This is a genomic window from Nocardiopsis changdeensis (genome assembly GCF_018316655.1).
GTDB classification, from domain to species: Bacteria; Actinomycetota; Actinomycetes; order Streptosporangiales; family Streptosporangiaceae; genus Nocardiopsis; species Nocardiopsis changdeensis.
Genome location: NZ_CP074133.1, coordinates 2797951 through 2817932 on the forward strand (window position 1 = coordinate 2797951; position 19982 = coordinate 2817932).

The 19982-nt window shown below is 72.0% G+C and carries 16 protein-coding genes; 7 read left to right on the forward strand and 9 right to left on the reverse strand.

Going from position 1 to position 19982, the window contains the following annotated elements:
* Positions 1-30: 30 nt before the first annotated feature.
* Complete coding sequence (locus KGD84_RS12590) at positions 31-1434, forward strand: GH1 family beta-glucosidase (RefSeq protein ID WP_220560491.1); 1404 nt, start codon at positions 31-33, stop codon at positions 1432-1434.
* Between the two features lie 101 nt (positions 1435-1535).
* Here KGD84_RS12590 and KGD84_RS12595 read toward each other — a convergent pair whose 3' ends face one another.
* Together KGD84_RS12595 and KGD84_RS12600 are read right to left on the reverse strand one after the other, a co-directional pair.
* Positions 1536-1712 (reverse strand): hypothetical protein, encoded by a 177-nt coding sequence (locus KGD84_RS12595; protein ID WP_255646493.1) that lies wholly within the window; start codon positions 1710-1712, stop codon positions 1536-1538.
* Between the two features lie 308 nt (positions 1713-2020).
* Positions 2021-3751: a hypothetical protein gene (locus KGD84_RS12600; RefSeq protein WP_220560493.1), complete on the reverse strand. Its 1731-nt coding sequence runs from the start codon at positions 3749-3751 to the stop codon at positions 2021-2023.
* 475 nt (positions 3752-4226) lie between these two features.
* On the opposite strand from KGD84_RS12600, the gene KGD84_RS12605 reads away from it, so the two are divergent.
* Positions 4227-5420 (forward strand): hypothetical protein, encoded by a 1194-nt coding sequence (locus KGD84_RS12605; protein ID WP_220560494.1) that lies wholly within the window; start codon positions 4227-4229, stop codon positions 5418-5420.
* Complete coding sequence (locus tag KGD84_RS12610) at positions 5417-6355, forward strand: carbohydrate kinase family protein (protein ID WP_220560496.1); 939 nt, start codon at positions 5417-5419, stop codon at positions 6353-6355. The genes KGD84_RS12605 and KGD84_RS12610 overlap by 4 nt, the downstream gene beginning before the upstream one ends.
* A gap of 4 nt (positions 6356-6359) precedes the next feature.
* On the opposite strand, the gene KGD84_RS12615 is transcribed toward KGD84_RS12610, so the two are convergent.
* The 3 genes from KGD84_RS12615 to KGD84_RS12625 form a co-directional block, all read right to left on the reverse strand.
* On the reverse strand, positions 6360-8399 hold the full coding sequence (locus KGD84_RS12615) for a tetratricopeptide repeat protein (protein ID WP_255646494.1): 2040 nt from the start codon (positions 8397-8399) through the stop codon (positions 6360-6362).
* Positions 8400-9039: 640 nt separating this feature from the next.
* On the reverse strand, positions 9040-12144 hold the full coding sequence (locus KGD84_RS12620; protein ID WP_255647222.1) for an AfsR/SARP family transcriptional regulator: 3105 nt from the start codon (positions 12142-12144) through the stop codon (positions 9040-9042).
* Positions 12145-12734: 590 nt separating this feature from the next.
* Positions 12735-13001: a hypothetical protein gene (locus KGD84_RS12625; protein WP_220560499.1), complete on the reverse strand. Its 267-nt coding sequence runs from the start codon at positions 12999-13001 to the stop codon at positions 12735-12737.
* Between the two features lie 202 nt (positions 13002-13203).
* On the opposite strand from KGD84_RS12625, the gene KGD84_RS12630 reads away from it, so the two are divergent.
* Entirely contained in the window at positions 13204-13386 is a 183-nt protein-coding gene (locus KGD84_RS12630; RefSeq protein WP_220560500.1) for a hypothetical protein, read from the forward strand.
* Between the two features lie 8 nt (positions 13387-13394).
* Positions 13395-14015, forward strand: a complete 621-nt coding sequence (locus tag KGD84_RS12635; RefSeq protein ID WP_220560501.1) for a DUF1707 SHOCT-like domain-containing protein — start codon at positions 13395-13397, stop codon at positions 14013-14015.
* Between the two features lie 267 nt (positions 14016-14282).
* Here KGD84_RS12635 and KGD84_RS12640 read toward each other — a convergent pair whose 3' ends face one another.
* Complete coding sequence (locus KGD84_RS12640) at positions 14283-14792, reverse strand: lamin tail domain-containing protein (protein ID WP_220560502.1); 510 nt, start codon at positions 14790-14792, stop codon at positions 14283-14285.
* Positions 14793-15169: 377 nt separating this feature from the next.
* Between KGD84_RS12640 and KGD84_RS12645 the strand changes: the two genes are divergently transcribed.
* Both KGD84_RS12645 and KGD84_RS12650 read left to right on the forward strand, forming a co-directional pair.
* On the forward strand, positions 15170-15703 hold the full coding sequence (locus KGD84_RS12645; protein ID WP_220560503.1) for a hypothetical protein: 534 nt from the start codon (positions 15170-15172) through the stop codon (positions 15701-15703).
* Positions 15704-16466: 763 nt separating this feature from the next.
* Entirely contained in the window at positions 16467-16646 is a 180-nt protein-coding gene (locus tag KGD84_RS12650) for a hypothetical protein (protein WP_220560505.1), read from the forward strand.
* A 56-nt stretch (positions 16647-16702) separates the two neighbouring features.
* Here KGD84_RS12650 and KGD84_RS12655 read toward each other — a convergent pair whose 3' ends face one another.
* The 3 genes from KGD84_RS12655 to KGD84_RS12665 all read right to left on the reverse strand — a co-directional run bounded on the left by KGD84_RS12655 (position 16703) and on the right by KGD84_RS12665 (position 19776).
* Positions 16703-17290, reverse strand: a complete 588-nt coding sequence (locus tag KGD84_RS12655; protein WP_220560506.1) for a hypothetical protein — start codon at positions 17288-17290, stop codon at positions 16703-16705.
* A 282-nt stretch (positions 17291-17572) separates the two neighbouring features.
* A complete protein-coding gene (locus KGD84_RS12660; RefSeq protein WP_220560507.1) occupies positions 17573-18142 on the reverse strand; it encodes a hypothetical protein in 570 nt (189 codons plus the stop codon).
* Positions 18142-19776: an Nramp family divalent metal transporter gene (locus KGD84_RS12665; protein ID WP_220560508.1), complete on the reverse strand. Its 1635-nt coding sequence runs from the start codon at positions 19774-19776 to the stop codon at positions 18142-18144. The genes KGD84_RS12660 and KGD84_RS12665 overlap by 1 nt, the downstream gene beginning before the upstream one ends.
* Between the last annotated feature and the right edge of the window lie 206 nt (positions 19777-19982).

The following is a 19982-nucleotide window of genomic DNA, read 5'->3' on the forward strand; positions in this document are numbered from 1 at the left end:
GGGAGCGCTCTCATACCTGGAAGGCCGCCGATGGACCACCCCGCCCCGTATCCCGCCCTGCCCCCGCACCTGCTCTTCGGTACCGCCACCGCCGCCTACCAGATCGAGGGCGGGGCGAACGAGGGCGGCCGCGGGCCCTCCATCTGGGACACCTACTGCCGCACCCCCGGCCGGGTCGCCCGCGGCGAGACCGGTGACGTCGCCTGCGACCACTACCACCGCTACGAGGAGGACGTCGCCCTCCTGGCCGCCCTGGGCGTGGACCTGTACCGCTTCTCCGTCGCCTGGCCGCGCGTCCAGCCCACCGGAGCGGGCCGCCCCAACGCCGAGGGACTGGACTTCTACGACCGGCTCGTCGACACCGTCCTGGCCGCCGGGGTCGAACCCGCGCTCACCCTCTACCACTGGGACCTGCCCCAGGCGCTGGAGGACGCCGGCGGCTGGCGCGTCCGCGACACCGCGCACCGGTTCGCCGAGTACGCCCGCATCGTCGCCGACCGCCTGGGGGACCGGGTCTCCCGGTGGATCACCCTCAACGAACCCTTCTGCACCGCCTTCGTCGGCCACGCCGTCGGCCGCCACGCGCCCGGCACCCGCGAGGGCACCCCCGCCCTGGCCGCCGCCCACCACCTGCTGCTGGCCCACGGCCTGGCCGTCGGCGAGCTGCGCGCGGCCGGCGCCGGGGAGGTCGGCATCACCCTCAACCCCGACCACCTCGTCCCCGCCACCGGTTCGGCGGCGGACCTGGCCGCCGTCGAACGCGCGCGCACGCTGCACAACCGGGTCTGGCTCGACCCCCTCTTCGCCGGCGCCTACCCCGACAACGAGAGGGAGGTGTGGGGGGACCTCGTCGACGACTCCCTGCGCCGCGACGGCGACCTCGCCGTCATCGGGCAGGAGCTGGACTTCCTCGGCGTCAACTACTACCGGCCCATCAAGCTCCGCGACGCCCCGCACACCGAACCCGACCCGGCCGCCCGCACCGCCGTCGACATCGGCACCGAACAGGTCGCCTACGAGGACGTCCGGCACACCACCATGGGCTGGCCCGTGGTGCCGGAGACCTTCACCGAGATGCTCGTCGACCTGGACCGGCGCTACCCCGGCCTGCCGCCGGTCTACATCACCGAGAACGGCTCCGCCGAGGAGGACCTCCCCGACGCCTCCGGCCGGGTCCGCGACACCGACCGCATCGCCTACCTGAACGACCACCTCACCGCCCTGGCGGCGGCCGTCGAGGCGGGCGTGGACGTGCGCGGCTACTTCGTGTGGTCCCTGCTCGACAACTTCGAGTGGGCCTACGGCTACGAGCGCCGCTTCGGGCTGGTGCGGGTGGACTACGAGAAGCTGACCCGCCACCCCAAGGACAGCTACCACTGGTACCGCGGGCTCATCGCCGACCACCGCGCCCGCCGCGCCGGGGCCGGGGACTGAGGTCCCGCCGTCGCCCGCGCCCGAGTGGGAGGGCGCCCCGGCCCACGGCACGGGGGCGGCGCTTCCACACGGGACGGGCGGGCGTCCGCCGGGCGCGGGGTTCAGGCCCGGCGGCGGGCGATGTCGCCGAACGCGCCCACGACGGCGCCCAGGGCGAACATCGACGCCTCGTCCTCGTCCATGTGGACCAGCCCGGCGGGCAGCAGCACCCGGTAGGGCTTGTCCTCCCCGTTGGAGAGGATCTCCAGGCCGTCGATGATCCCCTGCCCCTTCAGCATGAGGAGAGCCTCCTCGACTCTTCCCCTGCGGTCGCCGCGAGACCAGATCGACATCGTTCAACCCTCACTACGGCCCGGGGCCGTCGCGGGCGGGCGCACGGCGACGCGGTTCCCGTCCGGACGGGCCGACAACCCCAGTGATACCACCCGAGCACCGGGCGTACACGCCCTGTCCGGATTCTCCTCCTTGTCCGGAAGCGGCCAGTGGTCGGGCTTTGCGGTGCCGGGGCCGCCGGAGCGCGGGCGGCTGCGGCCGGACGCCCGCGTCCGCGCCGCCCGGGCCGTGCGGCCGTCGGTCCGGTGCCGGGTCAGCCCGTGATCGGGGTCATGGCGCCGCCGCGCACGTCGACCGCGCTCACCTCCACCGGCGCCGCGGGCGGGCCGTCGCCGAGGCGGGGGCCGGCCACCGCCAGCACGGGGCCCTCGCCGTCGCCCTCGGCCCCGCCCGACACCCGCACGGAGGCGGCCTCGCGCGAGGCCGCCGCCAGGTAGTGCCACCGGCCGTCGGGGGCCTCCCACCAGGTGCCCGCCACCACCTGCCGGTCCAGGTTGCTGCACGCCCAGCCGCCCGCGCTCTCCCCGGCGACCACCGCCGCGGTGCCCTCGTCGGTGGTCGCCACCAGCACCGCACGGGCCAGGCCGCCACCGTCGTGGGTGCCGTAGCGCAGGCACACCCACCGGCCGGAGCCTCCGCCGGGCAGGTCCTGCACGGCGAACTCCCAGGCCGTCGCCGTGACCACCGGTCCGCGCGGCGGACCGCCCGCGCAGGCGACCTCGCCCCACAGGTCGAACCCGTGCTCGGCGTCCAGGACCTCGTGCGGGCCCAGGCGGCGGATCTCGGCGGGCGGCGGCGGCATGTACCCCAGGTGGGCGGTGGCCGGCCCGCCCAGGTCCACCACCGTGTACGGCTGGCCGTGCGCCACCTCGGGGGCGCGCAGCCGCAGCACCGGGCCGGTGCCGCAGTGCCCGTCCGCGGGCAGCGGGCCGGTCACCCCGTGCTCATCCCGCGGCACCTCGGCCCAGCCCTCCTCCGCGGAGCCCAGGGACGCCGACGCCGCCTCGGTGACCCACGGCGGCAGCAGGTAGCGCACGCCCTCGGCGGTCTCGGACAGGCGCACGGCGGGCCAGTTGGCCACGCCGTTCGCGGGCTCGGCGAACACCTCCACATCCTCGGCGTCCCCGTCCCGGGTGTAGCGGGCCGTCCGGGGGGCGTCGTGCAGCAGCACCACGTCGCGGCCGTCCACCCGGCCGGCGAAGACCAGGCGCGGATCGCGCGGCGCCCGCCCGTCGTGGTCGGTCCAGGCGGCCAGGGCGGCGTCGGCCAGACCCTCGTCGCCGACGGCGTCGCCCCGGGCGGGCCACGCGGTCAGGTCCAGCCGGAAGCTCTCCCGCCAGGCGTCCCCGTCGGTGAGGACGGCCGCCTCCACCGGTGCGGCCGCCGGCCCCGGGGGCCCGGGCCGCGCCTGCGTCGTCAGGGCCAGGGCCGCCAGCGCCAGGACGAGCAGCCCGGCCCCGGCCGCCGCCAGGGCACCGCGGGCGGGCGGCGCCCCGCGCCCGCTGACCCGCACCACGGTGGGGTCGGGCGGGCGGAACCCGTCGGCGACCGCCGCCGCCCGGTCCAGCGCCCCCTCGGGGTCGGCGGCCCCGGCCCGCCGCAGCAGGGCCGCGGCCTCCTCCGGCGCCAGCGCCTCCACCCGCAGCAGCGCGTACCCGGCGCGCGCCGCCGGGTCCAGCCCGTCCAGGGGCTCCAGCGCCCGCTCGAAGGGGGTGATCCCCTCCACGGGCGACACCCGCAGCCCGGCCGCGCCCCGCCGCGGCCGCCTGCCGCGCAGCGCCCGCCGCAGTACCCGCAGCCGCACCCGCGGGTACTCCCGCGCCCGGGGGTTGCGCCGCCCCCACGGCAGCGCCCGGGACACCAGCCGGTGCGCGCTCGGCAGCAGCTCGTGCGCGGGCGGGCGGCCGGACAGCGTGAGCAGCGCCAGGAGGACGAGGTTGCGGTACGGGTCGCGGGGGAGGGGGCGGACCGGGGGAGTGGGCATCGGGGCTCCTCGGGGATCTTTCCGAGCGAGCCTAGGGAAACCGGTGCGGGTCCACCCGGCGAACGCCGATACCCGCCCCCTATGTCCCGAAAGTCCCACCCCGCAGGCGTTTTCGGCCCCGGCGGCCGGCCCTCGCCGGCCCGGCCGAACCGGTGACCCCACGGGAACAGAGGACGCCGCGACCAGTGCCCGACGCCCGATCGCCTCCTCGGCCGGGAGCTCCCGCCGAGGTCGTTCCGGCGCGCTCAGAAGCGCGATCTCCGGAGCCTCCTCGCGCGGGCAGGGCCTGCCGTGCGCGTCGGGACACGGGCCTTCCCTGGTCGTGGCCGGGTGTCCAGGATGTTGTCCAGGCCCTGTCCAGCGGTGTGCCCGGTACCTGTCCGACCCTCCTCCGCATCCTTCGGGGGACCCACCACACCGGGTGGGCGGAAGAAGGGAGATCCGGGTGGACACATGGGTTCACACCCCGATCGGTATGGAACCGGACCGATGGACGACCTGGCGGGCCCAGCGCAGGGTTCTGGCGATCGCGCACACCGTCGCCGACACCCAGAGGCTGATGGACCCCGTGAAGCTGCTGGCCTCGGACCCCCGCGTGCAGGTCGTCTTCACCATCGCACCCCACTCCGTGTTCGGCGCGGGCGTGCGTACCTGGCTGGAGGAGGTCGGCCCGGCGGTGGTGCCGTGGGAGCAGGCCGTGCGCACCCGCTTCGACGCGGCGCTGGCGGCCAGCCCCAGCCGTGACCTGGACATGGTGCACGCCCCGCTGGTGCTCTTCGCCCACGGGGTCGGGTTCAACAAGCTCATCCCCGCACGCCCCGGCCGGCACTCCGCCGGCCCCCGGCAGACCTACGGGCTGGCGCGGGAGAACCTGCTCCGGGAGGGGCGCCTGATCCCGGCGCGCGTCGCGCTCGCACACCAGGACGAGGAAGCGCGTCTGGCCTCGGAATGCCCGGAGGCCGCAGGGGCGGCACGGGTGGTGGGGGACGCGGTCGCCGACCGCTTGCTCTCGGCCGCCGAACACCGCGACCTGCACAGGGCCGCTCTGGGGATAGGACGTGACCAGAGGCTCGTGGTGGCCGCTTCCACCTGGGGACCCGCCTCCCTGCTCGGAGCCGACCGCCGGATCCTGGCCCACCTGGTGGCCCAGGCCCGGGAAGGCACCTGCCGGGTGGCCCTCCTGGCCCACCCGAACGTGCGCGCCGCCCACGGGGCCTGGCAGGTCGAGGAGTGGCTGCGTCCGCTCACCCGGGCCGGCCTGATCCTCGGACCGGCCTCCCCGGAGTGGGTGAACGTCCTGGCGGCGGCCGACGCCGTGGTCGGCGACCACGGGTCCACCACGCTCTACGCGACCCTGCTCGGCCGCCCCGTGTTCGTCACCCGCAGCGGAGCGGCCGACATCGACCCCGCCTCGCCCATGGGCGAGGCCCTGCGAAGCCTGCCCGTGGCGTCGGGCCAGGGCCCGTCCCTGGGCCTGCTCCTGGAAGGAGGGCCCTCCGAGGCGGAGCAGCGCACGGTGGCCCGTCTGGCCGCCCGGGTCACCTCCCACCCCCTGGGATTCGCCGACCGCGCCCGCGACCTCCTGTACGAACTGCTGCACCTTCCCGATCCCATCGCCCAGGACGCCTTCGGTCCGCCCGCCGCCGGACTTCACGGGGAGCGGTCATGAGCAGCCCGCCGCGCATCGTGGTGGCCGGCGTCGCGAACCTGTGCACGGCCGCCACCGTCACCACGACCGCCGCCTCCGGAACCGACGACCGGCGCGAGCACACCACCGCCATGACGACCGGCGTCAGCGGTGTGGGCGCCAACCTGGCCCTGACCCTGAACCGCCTGGGCACCCGGGTGGACCTGTGCACCCTCATCGGCCAGGACCCGCCCGGCCGGGCCATCCGCGCCGGACTGGAACAGGAGGGGCTCCACGGACCGGGATGCGTCCCCACCCCGTCCTCCGCACTGGCCCTGTGCCTGGTCGACGGGAACGGGAGCAGGCGCTCCGCCACCTATCTCAACGACCTCGCCGACGCCCTCTACCCCACCTCGGTCTTCACCGATCTGGTCCAGGGCGCGGACCTGGCCGTACTGACCACCATCGGGTTCACCCGGCCCCTCATCGCCCACGCCCACCGGGCGGGGGTCCCGATCGCGGTCGACGTCCACGTCGTCGCCGACATCGACCACCCCGAACAGGAACCCTGGCTGCACAGCGCCGACGTGGTCTTCTGCTCCCACGAACGGCTGCCGTGCCCGCCCCGGGCATGGATCCGGCACGTCTTCGACACCTATCCCGGATGTGTGGTGGCCGGGGTCGGGTGCGGTGACCGGGGAGCCATGGTCGGCACACGCGAGGGTCTGCTGGTGACCGCCCGCACCCGGCCGCCGCGGCCCCTGGCCAACACCATCGGTGCCGGAGACGCCCTGTTCGGGTCCTTCCTGCACGGCTGGGTGGCCGCCGGAAACCCGGCCCAGGCCCTGCACGACGCCGTCCTGCATGCGAGCTGGCTCATCGGGGACCTGTTCCCCAACCACGGCCGCCTCGACCGGGACCAGCTCCGGGAGCTGGCCCGTACTCATCCCGTCCACATGACCGTGGACCGGTGGTGAACCCCTATCCCAGCCCTTCCAGCCGCTGCTCCACACGCTTGCGGGCGGGGTCGCCGGTCACCAGAAGGGCCGATGCCCGCTCGTAAGCCGACCGGGCCCGGGTGAGGTCGCCTTCGTACTCGGCGACCTCACCCAGGACCTCCCACGCCTTGCCCTCGCCCGAAGAGGAACCCCGCGCACGCATCACCTCCAACGCCGCCTCGGTCTCGCGGCGAGCCCGGCCCGGCATCGACCGGGCCACCAGCACCGACCCCAGGGCGATCCGCACACGCGCGGCATTGTAGGGGTCGCCGGTCAGGAGCGGCAGCGCGCGCTCCAGATGCGTCTGGGCCTGGACAGGCGAGCCGGCGGCCAGATGGGCACGGCCCAACATCATCAAGGTGATCGCCTTGTTGTGCTCGATCCCGGTCTGCTCGTCCACCTCCAGCGCATCTTGAAGGTGCACGAGCGCCTCATCGAACCGCCGGTTCCGGAAGGCGAGGATGCCCCGGCGCTGCCGGGTCTGGGCGACGCGCTCCAGGTCCCCGGCCGCGGTCCAGATCTGTTCGGCGTCCGTCAGGTCGGCCATGGCGTCGTCCACACGGCCCAGGTGGCCGTACACCAGCGCGCGCTTGTTCAGCAGCCGTCCCAGCGCCCGCGTCTCTCCGAGTTCACGCGCACCGGTGATCGCCGGGGTGACCGCTCGCAGGTACAGGGACGCCTGCCCATGGTGCAGGAACAGCGACCACAACCCTTCGACCAGCCGCAGGGCCTGGCGGGGGTGTTCGCGGATGAGGGCGAGCTCGGCCAGGGCCGCCAGATTCCGTCGCTCGTCGTGCAACCACTCGGTGGCCTCGGCCGGCGTGGAGAACGGCGCCTCCTCCAGTGCCGGGGGAGCCACGGCGTACGGACGCAACAGGGCGTCCGCGGCCACGGACAGGTCACCGAACATCTCCAGGAGCCGGCCGACGCCTTCGGAGAAGGCGCGGGGGGTCTCCTCCTCAGCGGCTTTTTCGCGGGCGTGCAGTTGCAACAGGTCATGGAAGCCGTAACGGCCGTCCCGATACTCCGTCAGCAGATGGTGGTGTGCGAGGTCCTCCAACAGGCCCTCGCAGGCGGAGATCGGATCACCGGTCACGTACGAGGCGATCTGTGAGGTGAGGTCTGGGCCGGGGTGCCAGGACAGCCGCCGGTACAACCGGGCCTGAGCGGGGTCGAGGTTCCTGTAGGAGAGATCGAACGCCCCGCGCACCGATACCTCCAAACCGATCCGCTCACCCGTGTCCGCGAGCCTCCCCAGGCGTGCGGAGGTGTCTCGGAGCCTGCGTTCGACCCGGTTCCACGACCGCCAACGATGGGCGCTCTCGCCTATCGCCACGGTGCACACGGCCACCGGGAGCCCCGCGCACAGGTCCACGATGTGGCCGATCGCCGCTTCCTCCTGGCTGGTGGCCGGGGGCCGACCGCTCAACCTGGTGAGGAGTTCGACGCCCTGGGCGGAGTCCAGCGGGGGGACCGTGATGATCTCGGCTCCGTCGATCCGCAACCCTGCGAGGTGGATCCTCGAAGTGACGATCACCGTGCTCTTCTCTCCCCCGGGTAGCAGGGAGCGGACCTGCGCGGCGGAGAAGGCGTCGTCCAGGAGCAGGGCGATGCGCGTCCGGTCGGTGACCGAGCGCCACATGGCGGCGCGCGCGGCCAGGTCCGCCGGCACCGTTCCGGGCTCCACGCCCAGGGAGACCAGGAGGACTTCCAGCGCCTCGTAGGGATCGGTGACCCTCCCTTCGGAGAATCCGCGCAGGTCGACGAAAAGGGCCCCGTCCGCGCTCAGTTCCGCGTGGTCGTGCAGGAAGCGGGTGGCCAGAGCCGTCTTGCCGACTCCGGCCACGCCGGTGAGCACGATCAGGCCGTTCCTCCGATGCGTACGGGCACGGGCGAGCGCGTCGGAGACCATCGCGGTCGACTCGGACCTGCGCACGAAGGTCGCGGGCGGTGTGGGCAGTTGGCGGGGCGGGGGCCGCCGGCGTTCGCCCGTCAGGTGCACGTCGCCTCGGAGCGTGCCCACCTGGATGGAGGTCCCGCTGATATGGCCTTGGACGCGGTTCTCGGAAGGGGGACGGTGGTGGGGAGGGGTGTCCACGTTACTCCCATGACACACGGATCTTCGTTGCGGTACCGAGCAGGGGTTCGATCTCCTTCGTCGGAGTCGTATCCGGACCTGTCGATCGTGCGAGGACTTCCATGAGAACACGAAAATGTCCGTGCACGTGCATCTGCACGTTCTGGTACTCTTGCAGAAAGGCTGTGGAGTGCGACTTCGCAGTGGCTAACCAAAAGGCCCATCGCGATCAGCGATGGGCCTGATGGTCAATCCGCAATGGCTGTTAGAGGATCGCCCCCTGCTCCGGTATGTGGGTGCCCAGATAGATCACCCAGCCGAAGGCGAGGGTGAAAAAAGCAGCCGCTTCGGCTACTCTTGGGTACTTCATTGTTCTCCTAGCTAGGCCCTGAATCCTTGGTAGTTGCAGGGGCCTGGTCGGTCAGCGCAATGAGAACGGGGCGCCTCAAGGATCTGCAGTCCAGGGCGTCCCGTTTCACTGCTCTGAAGAGGGTGTTTGCCGCTTATCGGCGTGCTCTGCGTGTGACTCGGTGGCATCGTACAGACTTCCACCCTGGGGGTGGGCCTGTTTCAAAGGTCCCGAGGGTCACGATTCGGGCGGAGCCGTCGTATCCAGTAATAGCTGGATTAGTGAGGCTTCTGGCGCCGCGAGTTCATCGTACAGGGACGCGGCGGCCTCCAGGTGGGTCCGGCCCTGCCGGCTCCGGCCCAGGATGTGGAGCTGCTGTCCCAGCAGGTGATGGGCCTTCGCGCTCTCCCGCCGCAGACCGTACCGGGACGCGACGGCGAGCCCGTCCTCGAGGAGTTCCACCGCGGCCCGGGGGGCGTCGGCCTCCAGCTCGATGAGCGCCAGCCCGAGGCAGGCGTCGAAGACCGCGGCGGGGGGAGCCGAGCCGCGCATCTCCAGGCTGCGGCGGAAATAGACGCGCGCCTGGCCGGGTTCCCCGTTCATGGCATAGGCCGCCCCCGTATTGGACAGCACCATCGGAGCCGCCCACGGGTCGGGGAAGCGCTCCATGAGGTCCAGCGCCCGGGAGAGGCATTCGACGGCCCGGGCGGGGCGCTGGCGGTGAAGTGCCAGTTCCCCCATATTCGCCCACACGATGGCCTCTTGGCGGTCGTCGCCGTTCTCTTGGGCCGACGCGAGTGCGGCTTCGCAGAGGCTCCATGCCTGGCGGTGGTAACCCAGTTGCTGGAAGGCGCCGGCGAGGTTGACCTGTATCCCGGAAAGCGATCGCGGATCGGGAGACCGTTCCAGTACCGAGATCGCGTCGCTGAAATCCGCCACCGCCTCGTGGAAGGAACTCACGGTGAAGTGGCACAGGCCCCGGTGCCGCAGGGCGAAGAGGATTCCGGCCCTGTTCCCGTGTGCTTTGAAGTCCTCCAGGGCCCTTTCCAGGAAGGAGCGGCTCCGGTCGTAGTCCCCGGAGACGTAGTGGAACAGCCCCTGGAGCGCGACGCACCACACCCGCCCCAGGGGCTCGTCCATCCGGGCCCACAGGCCGTCGGCGGCGCGGGCGTGCTCATGGGCCCTGTCGAGTTCCCCGCAGCGCCACAGGGCGCGGGCCAGGTCGTAGTGGGCCCTCGCCGCTTCCCTTGCGTTCCCGTGCTCCCGCACGTACGCCACAGCCCGTTCGTGCAGCAGGAGGGCCGGCTGCCAGGGGCCGTGGAGATCCAGGTACTCGGCCACGGCGTGCGACAACTCCGCCGCCACCCCCTCCTGCCCCCGCTCGTACGCCTCCCGGATAACCGTGAGAACCCGGGGCAGTTCGGTGCGCATCCACCTTTGGGCGAGAACGGGATCCTGCTTCGCCGCCTGCGGAGCGGGACCGCGGAGGCCGTGCCCGGGGCGGTGGGGGTGGAGCACCTCGTCGGCGGCCCGGCACAGGGAGAGGTAGGTGTCGTGCATCCTGTCGTGTGTCCGACGCAGCTCCTCGGCGGACAGCGTTTCGTGGGCACGGTGGAAGGCGTGGTTCTTCAGCAGCGTGTGGAACCGGTACCTGCCCGGTTCGTGCTCCTCCAAGAGACAGGCTCCGACCAGCGCGTCCAGGGCCCGGTGCGCCTGCTGCGCGCCACCGCCGATCAGGGCGACCGCGACCGGCGCCCCTATGTCCCGCGTCGGATGCAGCCCGAGGCGCGAGAACGCCTCCCGCGCCGGCGGGTCCACGGCCCGGAGTGCCAGGTCGAACACCCGGCTCAGATCCATGTGACCGAATCGGAACGCCCCCACTCCCGACCGCTCCGAGGACGGGAACCGGGCGAGCAGTCCGTCGAGGGACCAGGAGGGGTGCAGCCGCAACATGGTGGCCATCAGCCGCAGAACGAGCGGGAGCCTGTCGCAGCGGGCGACCAACTCCTCCAACAGCGCCCTCTCGTCGGGGTGTTCGATCACACGGCCGCTGGCCGTGCTGAACATGTCCGCGCATTCGTCCACCGAGGGCAGCCCCAGCGGGAGGTGGTCGGCCTCGTCGAGTTCGGGGAGCTGGAACCTGCTGGTGATCATCGTCGCGCATTTCTCACCTGAAGGGAGCAGCCCGGAGACCTGTTCGGCGCCGGCGGCGTCGTCCAGCACCAAGAGGACCCTTCTGGACCGGGTGTGCTCCCTCCACAGGGCCACCTGGCCCGTGAAGGACTCCGGAATCCGGGAGGCCGGTATGCGCAGCAGCTGTAGCAGCTCCGTGACGGCCTCACCCGGGGTGAGCGGCTCCAGCCGTTCGTGATTGCCCCGCAGGTCCAGATACAACCGGGCATCGGGGTAGTCGCCCTTGACCTGGTGGGCGACCCTGATGGCCAGTGCGCTCTTGCCGATCCCCGCCATCCCGCTGATCACCCAGGTCCGCGGAGAGGACGGGGACTGTTCGCGCAGGCTCGTGTTCAGCAGAAGCTGCTCGGCCTCTCTGTGGCGGAACAGGGTCAGGTCACGGCCGAGGTTGTCCGGTGCCGAAGGTGCGAGGGGGCCGTCCCGGAGGGGTGTCGGGTCCTTGTCGGCCGGCGGTGCGGCGGTGTGTCGGAGGAGGGTTCGGAACTCCTGCTGTAGCTCCCTGGAGGGGTCGACGCCGAGTTCCTCCGTCAAGCGTTCCTTGAGCTGCTGGTAGAGGACCAGCGCGTCCGCGGTCCGTCCCAGCTCGCGTAACCCCCGCAGCGCATGGAGGTGGAGCACCTCGTTCAGCGGGTAGTGGACGAGGGCGTCATCCAGGACGCGGACCACCGGAGCGGCATCGCCCAGGTCCAGCGCCAGCGACGCCCACTCTCCGAGGGTCTCCTGATAAGCGCGTTCCATCGACAGCCGCATCCGGGCCATCCACCTGCCGGACAAACCGGCCAGGGGAGTACCCCGCCTCAAGCGGACGGCCTCCTCCAAGGCGGAGCGGGCGGACGCGTGGTCCCCGGCCTGTTTGAATGCCGAGGCCCGGGACCTCGCCAGGAGGAGGCGCTGCCAATCCAGACTTCCCGCGGGTAAACGGAGCAGATAACCGCCCTCGTTGTGGGACAGCAGCCCCCGGTCGACGCCGGATTCCTCCAGTCTGCGACGCAGACGTGTGATGTAGGTGTGCAGGGTGCTGCGGAATGTCGAGGAAGGGGAATCCCATAACCGCTGGGCCAACTCGGGTAGGGCGAGCGAGGTATTCCCGGCGAGGGCCAGGTGCACCAGTAGTTCGCGTTCTCGCCCGGAGCCCAGGGGGACGGGCATGCCGTTGGCATGCAGGCGGATGTCGCCGAGTACGCGAAGTTCCACGACACGATCCCTACTGTGAGAAACACCTCCGGTTCCATGGTTGCATAACCTCGGTCGCCGAAAAAGCGCTGCTCTCGCGTTCTTGGTCCGTGTCAATTATGGAATGAGCGTTTGCACGTGCATTGTCCCGAGTGTGGGCTGGTGTGGTTGTTGAAGCTGTTGTTGCGGGGGCTGTGGTCTTCTTATGCGGGGCGGTTCGGGTTGCTGTTATTTCTTTTCTGGGTGCAATCGTGTGGTCCGTTCTTCGTGGGTTTCGATATCGAGGGCGTTCTTTTTGGAATTCTGGTTCATTGTGATCGTGGCCTTCGATAGGAGCCGTGGGCACTGCTCCAGCGGGTGGCGCCCGGGGTGCCCACCCGGATCCGGGGCGCTCACCCGACCCCGGGCGGCGGCCGGCAGGTCCCGGAAGTGGGGACGGCCTGCGCCTGCATGGCGGCGGTGCATGCCGCCCTGGGTGGTAGGCGGAGTGTGGAGGGTGGCCCCGGCGGCCGCTGGGTCGCCGGGGGCCTGTGTTCGTGTCCGCTTCGCCGACGCGGGCCCTCGCCCTAGTCGCCGGACTCCCGGGTGGGGGGAGGGGCCTGGCCCTCCCAGCCCCGGAAGAGCCACGCCGTCCGGTCGCCGTCCGGGTCGGGCTCGTACACGGCCCGCGGGGACGCCCGCCCGGGGACGCTCAGCAGCGCCCCCAGTTCCTCCACGGGTACCTCGTAGATCTCCTCATGGTCGAAAACACCCTCCACCACCACCCCGTCCCAGCAGGACGGACCGCCCACGAGGCGCACGGTCACAGAGCCCGACTCGTCTCCCAGTTCCATGGGTTCGATGATGTGGCCGCTTCCCCGCGATCCTCCTCAGGACACGCCCGGGCCGCGCCGGTCAAGGGTCCCGAGTCGGCGTGACGGGCCCCCGCGCGCCGAATCGGGTCGGCGGACCCGGCTTGACACCACTCCGTCCGTAGTACTATGTTCAAACCACTTCAAGCGAAGTACTACAAACCGAGTGGAAATGAGGCGCTCCATGCCTGCCACCCCCCTCCGCCTGGACCTGACCGGGCTGCTGAACGCCGAGGCCCGCCCGCCCGTGGTGGCCCTCTCCGTCCCGGCGCAGCCCCGCCCCCGCCGCAAGAACCGTGACCAGCAGCCCAGGCCCCTCCCGGTGCGGAACGCCAGGCCCCTGCGCAAGCCGGGCGGTGTCCGTTGAACACGACCATGAGTGCGAACGACCACAACACCCCTCTCCCCGCCCCCGCCGCTCCGGCCGGGGAGCTGCGGGCCTCCCACCAGGACCGGGACACGGTGGTGGAACGCCTGCGCAACGCCGCGGTCGAGGGGCGCATCGACCACGACGAGCTGGACGAGCGCCTGGAACGGGCGCTGACGTCCAAGACCCACGCCGAGCTGGCCGCCCTGACCGCCGACCTGCCCGTGCCGCAGGACCCCGAGGAGCAGCTGCCGCCGCTGGTGCTCAAGGGCGGGATGAGCGGCGCCGTACGCGGCCCCGGCCGGTGGGAGGCGCCCGCCTACGTGATCGCCCACGGCGGTGTGGGCGGTGTGAAGATCGACTTCAGCCGGGTCCGGAGCCGGCTGCGGGAGATCCTGGTGGAGGCCTACGGGGAGACCTCCGGGGTCACGGTCGTCATCCCCGACGGGTGGACCGCCGACACCACGGGCATGGACCCCGGCGTCGGCGGCCTCAGGGACAGGACGACCCCGGACCGCCTGCCGGGAACGCCGCTGATCCGGCTCGCCGGGTCCGGCGGCATGGGGGGAGTGATCGTTCGCCACCCCAACGACAAGGAGCGGCGCAAGCTGGACGAGAACCCGGCCTAGACGGGTGATCGGGGCCGAGGAGGATCCCGGAGGCGGTTCCCGTCGGCGGTCCGGCCGGCCGCACCACGAAGTCCCGTACTCCGTAACTCCCGGAGTACGGGACTTCTCGTGTTCGCGGGGCCGGCCGCGGCCGTGGTCCCTACCGACCACCGGCACTCCGGGGAGGGCCGCCGTCCGTGTCGTCGGTACCGCCGGCCGCTCACTCGGCGCCGCCCGGCGGGAACCGGAGGGCGGCGCCGAGAAGCCGCGGGCGCGGCCGGGCGGGGGTCAGCAGCGGTAGGTGGTGCCGTTGGCGGCCCGTCCCCAGTTGCAGGTGCTGATCGAGCCGGAACTGCTGTTGTTGTCGGCGCTGCCGGGCCGCTTCAGGCGCAGGTCGGGGTTGTTGGGGCCGTCGTTGCGCAGTACGTGGCGTCCGTAGCCGCGGTAGATCTGGTGGGCGCCGCTCGCGTACCGGTTGGTGCCGCTGCCGGTGCGCACGTAGGCCACCGCCCCGGCCGGCAGGTTGTAGGACGGCAGGGGGCGGCCGTAGGTGTTGGTGGTGATGTCGGGGACGTAGCCGCCCACGTTCACGGTGCGGGTGGTGACGTTCTTGATGACGAAGTACTCGCCGTTCAGGCTGGTGTTGCTGTTGGTGTCCGAGCCGGCGGCGTTGGGGCGCACGTGGGTGATCATCAGCGCGCCGGTGGTGGAGGCGGCCTGTGCCGGGGCCGACATCAGGGTGGCGGCGGTGAGGGCGGCCGCGGCGATGGCGGCGGCGCGCGCGAGGGGGCCTGGCATGTGGACGCTCCTGAGATGGAAAAGCGTGGATGAAGGAGGCGTCATCGTCCCAACCCGGGGCGGGTGCGCGTCGTGATTTAGCTGGATATGGCCGCTTTTGGTCAGGCTGTGCACCTACCCGGCGGTACCGCGTCCACGAACGGGGGTGCCTGCTGCCTTCGCCTTTCCTGCCGTGGCCGACCGGACACGGGAGCGGCGGGTCCTGCGGGACGGGACCGGCCTCGCGCCAGGGATGCGGGTCGGTGGCGGGGGCGCCGGAGGCGGCCGGGGAACCCGGTGAGCCCGCCACGGCCTTCCCTCGGTCCAGGCCCCGGGCGGGTGTCGCAGGGCGTAGGGTCCGGGTGCTTTTGTCACAGCGGTCTTCTAGGTTGCCCCGTATGACGGACGACCTTCTCGACATCCGCCTGTGGGTCCACTATGGGCAGGCGGACCTGGTCGACGGTGAAGCGGGCTTCGGCGTGGTGCCCCTGGGCGGGCCCTCGGGCATGTTGTGTCCGGGGCCCCGCCTGTCCGGTCACGTGACCCTGCTGACCGGTCTGCACACGGGGTACGTGGACCTATCGGTGAACGTCACCGGAACCGACCCCGGCCCGGCCCTGGACGAGTACGAGGACGCCGTGGAGGTCAGCCTCTACATGCCGCAGGGTGCTCCGGTCCTGGTCGAGTGGGCCGGCGAAGGGGCGCACACCCTGCCGGAGCCGTCCACCGGGCCGGGGTGGTACCGGTTGCGCTACCACGCCCGCGACGCGGACGCGGGGGCCGACGACACGGGCGAAAACGACGAGGACGGGGAGGAGTGCAACCCGGTGGACGCCTACCTCCTCCAGATCTGGCCCGCGCCCGAGGCGGCCCCCCGCGTTGTCGCCGCGTACAGCCGCACGATGCGGTACTGGCTCGCAGCGGGTTCCTGAGGCATCGCGGCTCCTGCGTCGGCCGGGGTCCTGTCGCGGGAGCCGCGCATTGCGCGGAACGAGGCGGGCATACGGAGCTCGGCCGCCGTCGACCGGAAGCGGACGGGCGCCCGCGGATCCTGTCTGGGATGTACGGCTCGCCGTCTGAAGCCCCTGCGATCGCCCGACCGCTGATCAGTGCGTGCCCTCACGCCGCGCGGACGGGTTCACCGGGGTGCCACAATGCCGTGCATGACCGATCGACCAGGTGCCCCCGGGCTCGCCCATCCCCCGAGCCTGCCGCTTCCGGAAGAGCTGTGGCGGCACGGTGCCTTCTGCGTCCTCATCCGCGCGGCCCTGGGCGGGGCGACCGACGAATGGTTCCGCGCCCACTGGCTGTCCGGGCGGGAGCGCGTCGGCTGCGAGGACGGGGGCGGCAACTGGTGGGAGCTCGAAGCGCTCCCCGAGGGGCGCGCGGTCCTCTACGGCGAGGACCACGAGATGAGCGGCGCCCGCCGGCCGAAGCCCCGCTGGACCTGCTCGCCGGCGCACCGGAGTTGCTGCGGGCGGACCGGCTGCGCTCCATGGACGACATGCTCGGCCACGTCCACTGGTTCGACGGCGCCTCCTGGGAGCGCGTCGCCTACCCTCCCGAGTTCCGGGACGGCGGCCTGGGGAGCACCGCCGGCCGGTACTTCACCGAGTGGCGGGCCCTGGAGGAGGCGATGCGGCCGCTGGGCGACGGGCTGCTCGTGGAGGCGGACGCGGGGGAGGGGCCCGGCGGGTGGTCGAGGCCCTGTTCGAGGCGGCGGCCCGGCGGCGCTGCACCCGCGAGGTCCTCGACGGCCTCCTGGGCGACCTGAACCGCTCGCTGGAGTACGACGACGACCCCCCGGAGTCCCTCGACGTGGAGGCGGCCTTCGACATCGCCCTCCGGGCCGGCTTCACCCCGCCGGGCAGCTGAGGGCCGCCCGGCGCCCGGAGCGGTGGCCGGGCGAGGGGTGCGACCTTTCGCCCGGATCAGACCCGGGCGCTCCCGGGAGCGTCCTCCGCCCGGTTCCAGGCGTGCCAGGCGAGGTAGGCGAACGGGAGCACCACGAGCAGGTCGGCCGCGTAGGCGACCCACTCCAGGCGCAGGACCCTGCCCGCCGGAAAGGCGACGGCCGCGATACAGATGAACGCGGCCACCCAGCGGGGCGCAATCCGGGTCCAGCCGGCCATCAGGCCGAAAATGAAAAGCGAGAGCGGGAAGACCGGGCCGGGGAGCCACAGCAGGGGGATGCTCTGGGGAGGATAGTCCGAGAAGCTCGCCAGGGATACGTCGCCGACCGTTCCCAGTGATTCCTCGAAGAATCCCTGAAGGCCGAAGGAGACGGTTCCGAGTATTCCCACGAGGAGCATGAAAAGCCAGATCCCGGAGATCCGGGGAAGGTGTTCGCGGAGCCGTCCGTACTCTCCGATGAGGCCGTACACCCAGGGTGGCATGGACAGGGCGATCAGCATGCCGCCGGTGGCGCCGTAGTGGCCATTGTTCCAGAAGAACGGAGAAAGGGAGAATATGGCCGGGCCGAGCAGGAGCGCCGCCGCCTGCAGCCTTTGTGTGAACATGGCGACATGATACGGATTCCGGATGCTTTTTCAAGCATGCCCCGGGTGCTCGCGGTATTCGCCCGGGAGGGGCTGTTCGGATATTTCCGGAAAAGTTCATCGCCTATTCTGTGGCGGTGGCCGGGAGCCGTTGTCGGCTTTCTCCGATACTGCTGCTCCGCCGCCCGCCTGCCACCCGGGACCTCCCTCCGCCTGTGCGCGGATGGACGGCCGACGGCCCCGGCGGGCGGGTGCCCGGCCCGGGGCCGTCGGTCTGATGAGCGCCGTGCGGGCGCGTGCGGGTCAGTCCGGGCGCCCGCGCCCGCGGGACCTCCGGCGCGACCCGCCCGCACCGCGCCGGCGGTGGAGGTGGGCGGCGTGCTCCAGGTAGCGCTGGAACAGCGACTCGGCCACCGGGTTGTGGCCGCGCACCCGCATCAGCCAGTGGGGCATGGTCCGTTCGTGCAGCCACAGGAAGCCGATGGTGAAGCCGAAGCTCAGCATCGCCTGCAGCGCGAGGAACGACGGCAGCGGCTCGCGCAGCGCGGTGCCCCCGGTCACCCACGCCACCATGTGGGCGTCGAACAGCCGGGCGGCGGGGAACCCGAGCAGCCAGTACAGGGCCAGCGGGGCCACCGCGCCGATCGGGAAGACCCCGCGTGCCAGCAGCACGCTGTAGGCGGCGCCGAGGACGGCCAGCGGCAGGCCCAGGGCCAGTCCGACGGTCCCGGTCAGGGCCGGGGACAGCCCCGCCACCATCCCGAGGCCCGTGGCGAACAGGCCGGCGACGGCGCCGATGGCCGCTCCCGGGAGCGCGACCTCCAGGTGGGCGGCCGCGCTCCCTCCCAGCCGGAGGGCGGACGAGGCGGGCATCAGTCGACCACCACCCCGAAGGCGAACAGCGAGTAGAAGAGCGCTCCCAGGTAGAACACGGCCGCGAACGCGATGATCGCGTTGGAGACGATCCCGGGGCGGATGGGCTTGGGCAGCGTGATGTTGTTGACCAGCAGCAGCACCACGCAGTACGCGCCCATCGCGAAGGCCGACAGGAACGCCAGCACGTCCAGGATGGCCGCGGGCCCGTCGGCCGGCCCGAACAGCAGGATGACGATGCCGAAGGCGATCAGCCCCCACAGGAACATGCCGTACAGCTTCGAGAGCCCGAACCGCTTGGCGCCCGGCACGAAGTTGTAGGTCATGTCGGCCTGGCCGCGCGAGAAGGAGTCGAACAGGCCCAGCGTCGCGTTGAGGCCGATCAGGGCGATGAACAGGAAGAACACCGTTCCGAGGATCGGGCTGCCGGCGGCGGAGAAGGCGCCCGCCATCGCGTCCAGCGACGCGTCCCGGTCGCCGGCCCGGATCAGCTCCGTCACCTGCGGGTCGAACCGGGCCGCGGACTGGGCCAGGACGGTGAAGGAGACCGTCACCAGCATGGTGATGCCCCAGAACAGCACCAGGGCGTCGAAGGTGACCCAGCGGCGCCACCCCTTCCACTTCTCCATCTCCGCGGGGTCGGAGGTGTCGAACATGTAGCCGTGGGAGGGCATGGCCTCCTGCTCGCCGGCGTGCCGCAGCCCCCGGATCTTGGGGATGTGCACGCCCATGCCCGCGCCCTTGTCGCGCAGGTGCAGGGTGTACCACATCTGCTGCATGCCGGAGGGCCCGGCGAAGGCGATCGCGCCGACGATGATGGGGAACCAGGCCGCCGTCATCGCCTCGTCCGGGAGGTACCCGAACGAGAACATCCCGGTGAGGGTGGAGCTGAGGTCCGACAGGTTGCCGACCATCGACGCGACCACCGAGGTGCCGACCACCAGCAGGCCGATGCAGATGGAGAGCACGTTCTCCAGCAGGTCGTAGATGACCTTGGCGAGGGTGAAGACCACGCCGACGAGGATCATGCCGGCCACCGCGGTGGCCTGCCAGGGGATGCCGGTCACCCGTTCGAAGGCGGACGCCCCGGCCGACAGGTGGCCGGGCCAGATGTAGACCAACATCGCCGTCACGAAGAAGAACCACATCAGCGGTTTGAACACGCGCGCGGCGCCGTAGAAGATGCTCTCCCCGGTGGCCATCGCGTACCGGGACATCTCCAGCATGACCACGGCCTGGAGGGAGAGGCCGATCAGGAACAGCCAGCGGATCTCCGGGCCGAAGATCAGCACCAGGCGCGGCCACATGTAGGACTCGCCCATGCCCACGCCCAGGGCGACGAGGAACACGGTCGGTCCGAGGATGTGGATGGAGGGGGGAGCCTTGGGCAGGCTCCGGATGGGCATCGGCTCCAGCCGGCCCGCCTTCCAGTACCGCTCCTCCTGCGGGGGCGCGGCGTCGTCGGCCGGCGGTTCGGCGGGGGTTCCGGTCGTGGCGGAGTCGGCGGTCACCGGTTCGGCGGGGGGACCGGACTCGGAGGGGTGGGCCCGGCGCTGCGCCGGGATGTGGGCTCCCCGGGTCTCGGGCGAGGCCGGGGGTTCCGAGGGACGGGGGGTGGGGGGTGAGGAATCCAAGGCGATACTCCGTGTGTGCGCGAATGCGAGTCGGTGGTTCGCATGTCGCCCCCGGGTGGTGCTGCACCTCCCTGTCGTGTCGGGTACGCGGTCGGATCACCGTGGCCGGACGTGGCTGTCGTGGCGGTGACCGGGCCCGGCGGCCTTGCGGCGGCGGCTCCAGGGCCGCCGGGCGGGTATGGCGCGTGTTGCGGTTCGGTGGCTGT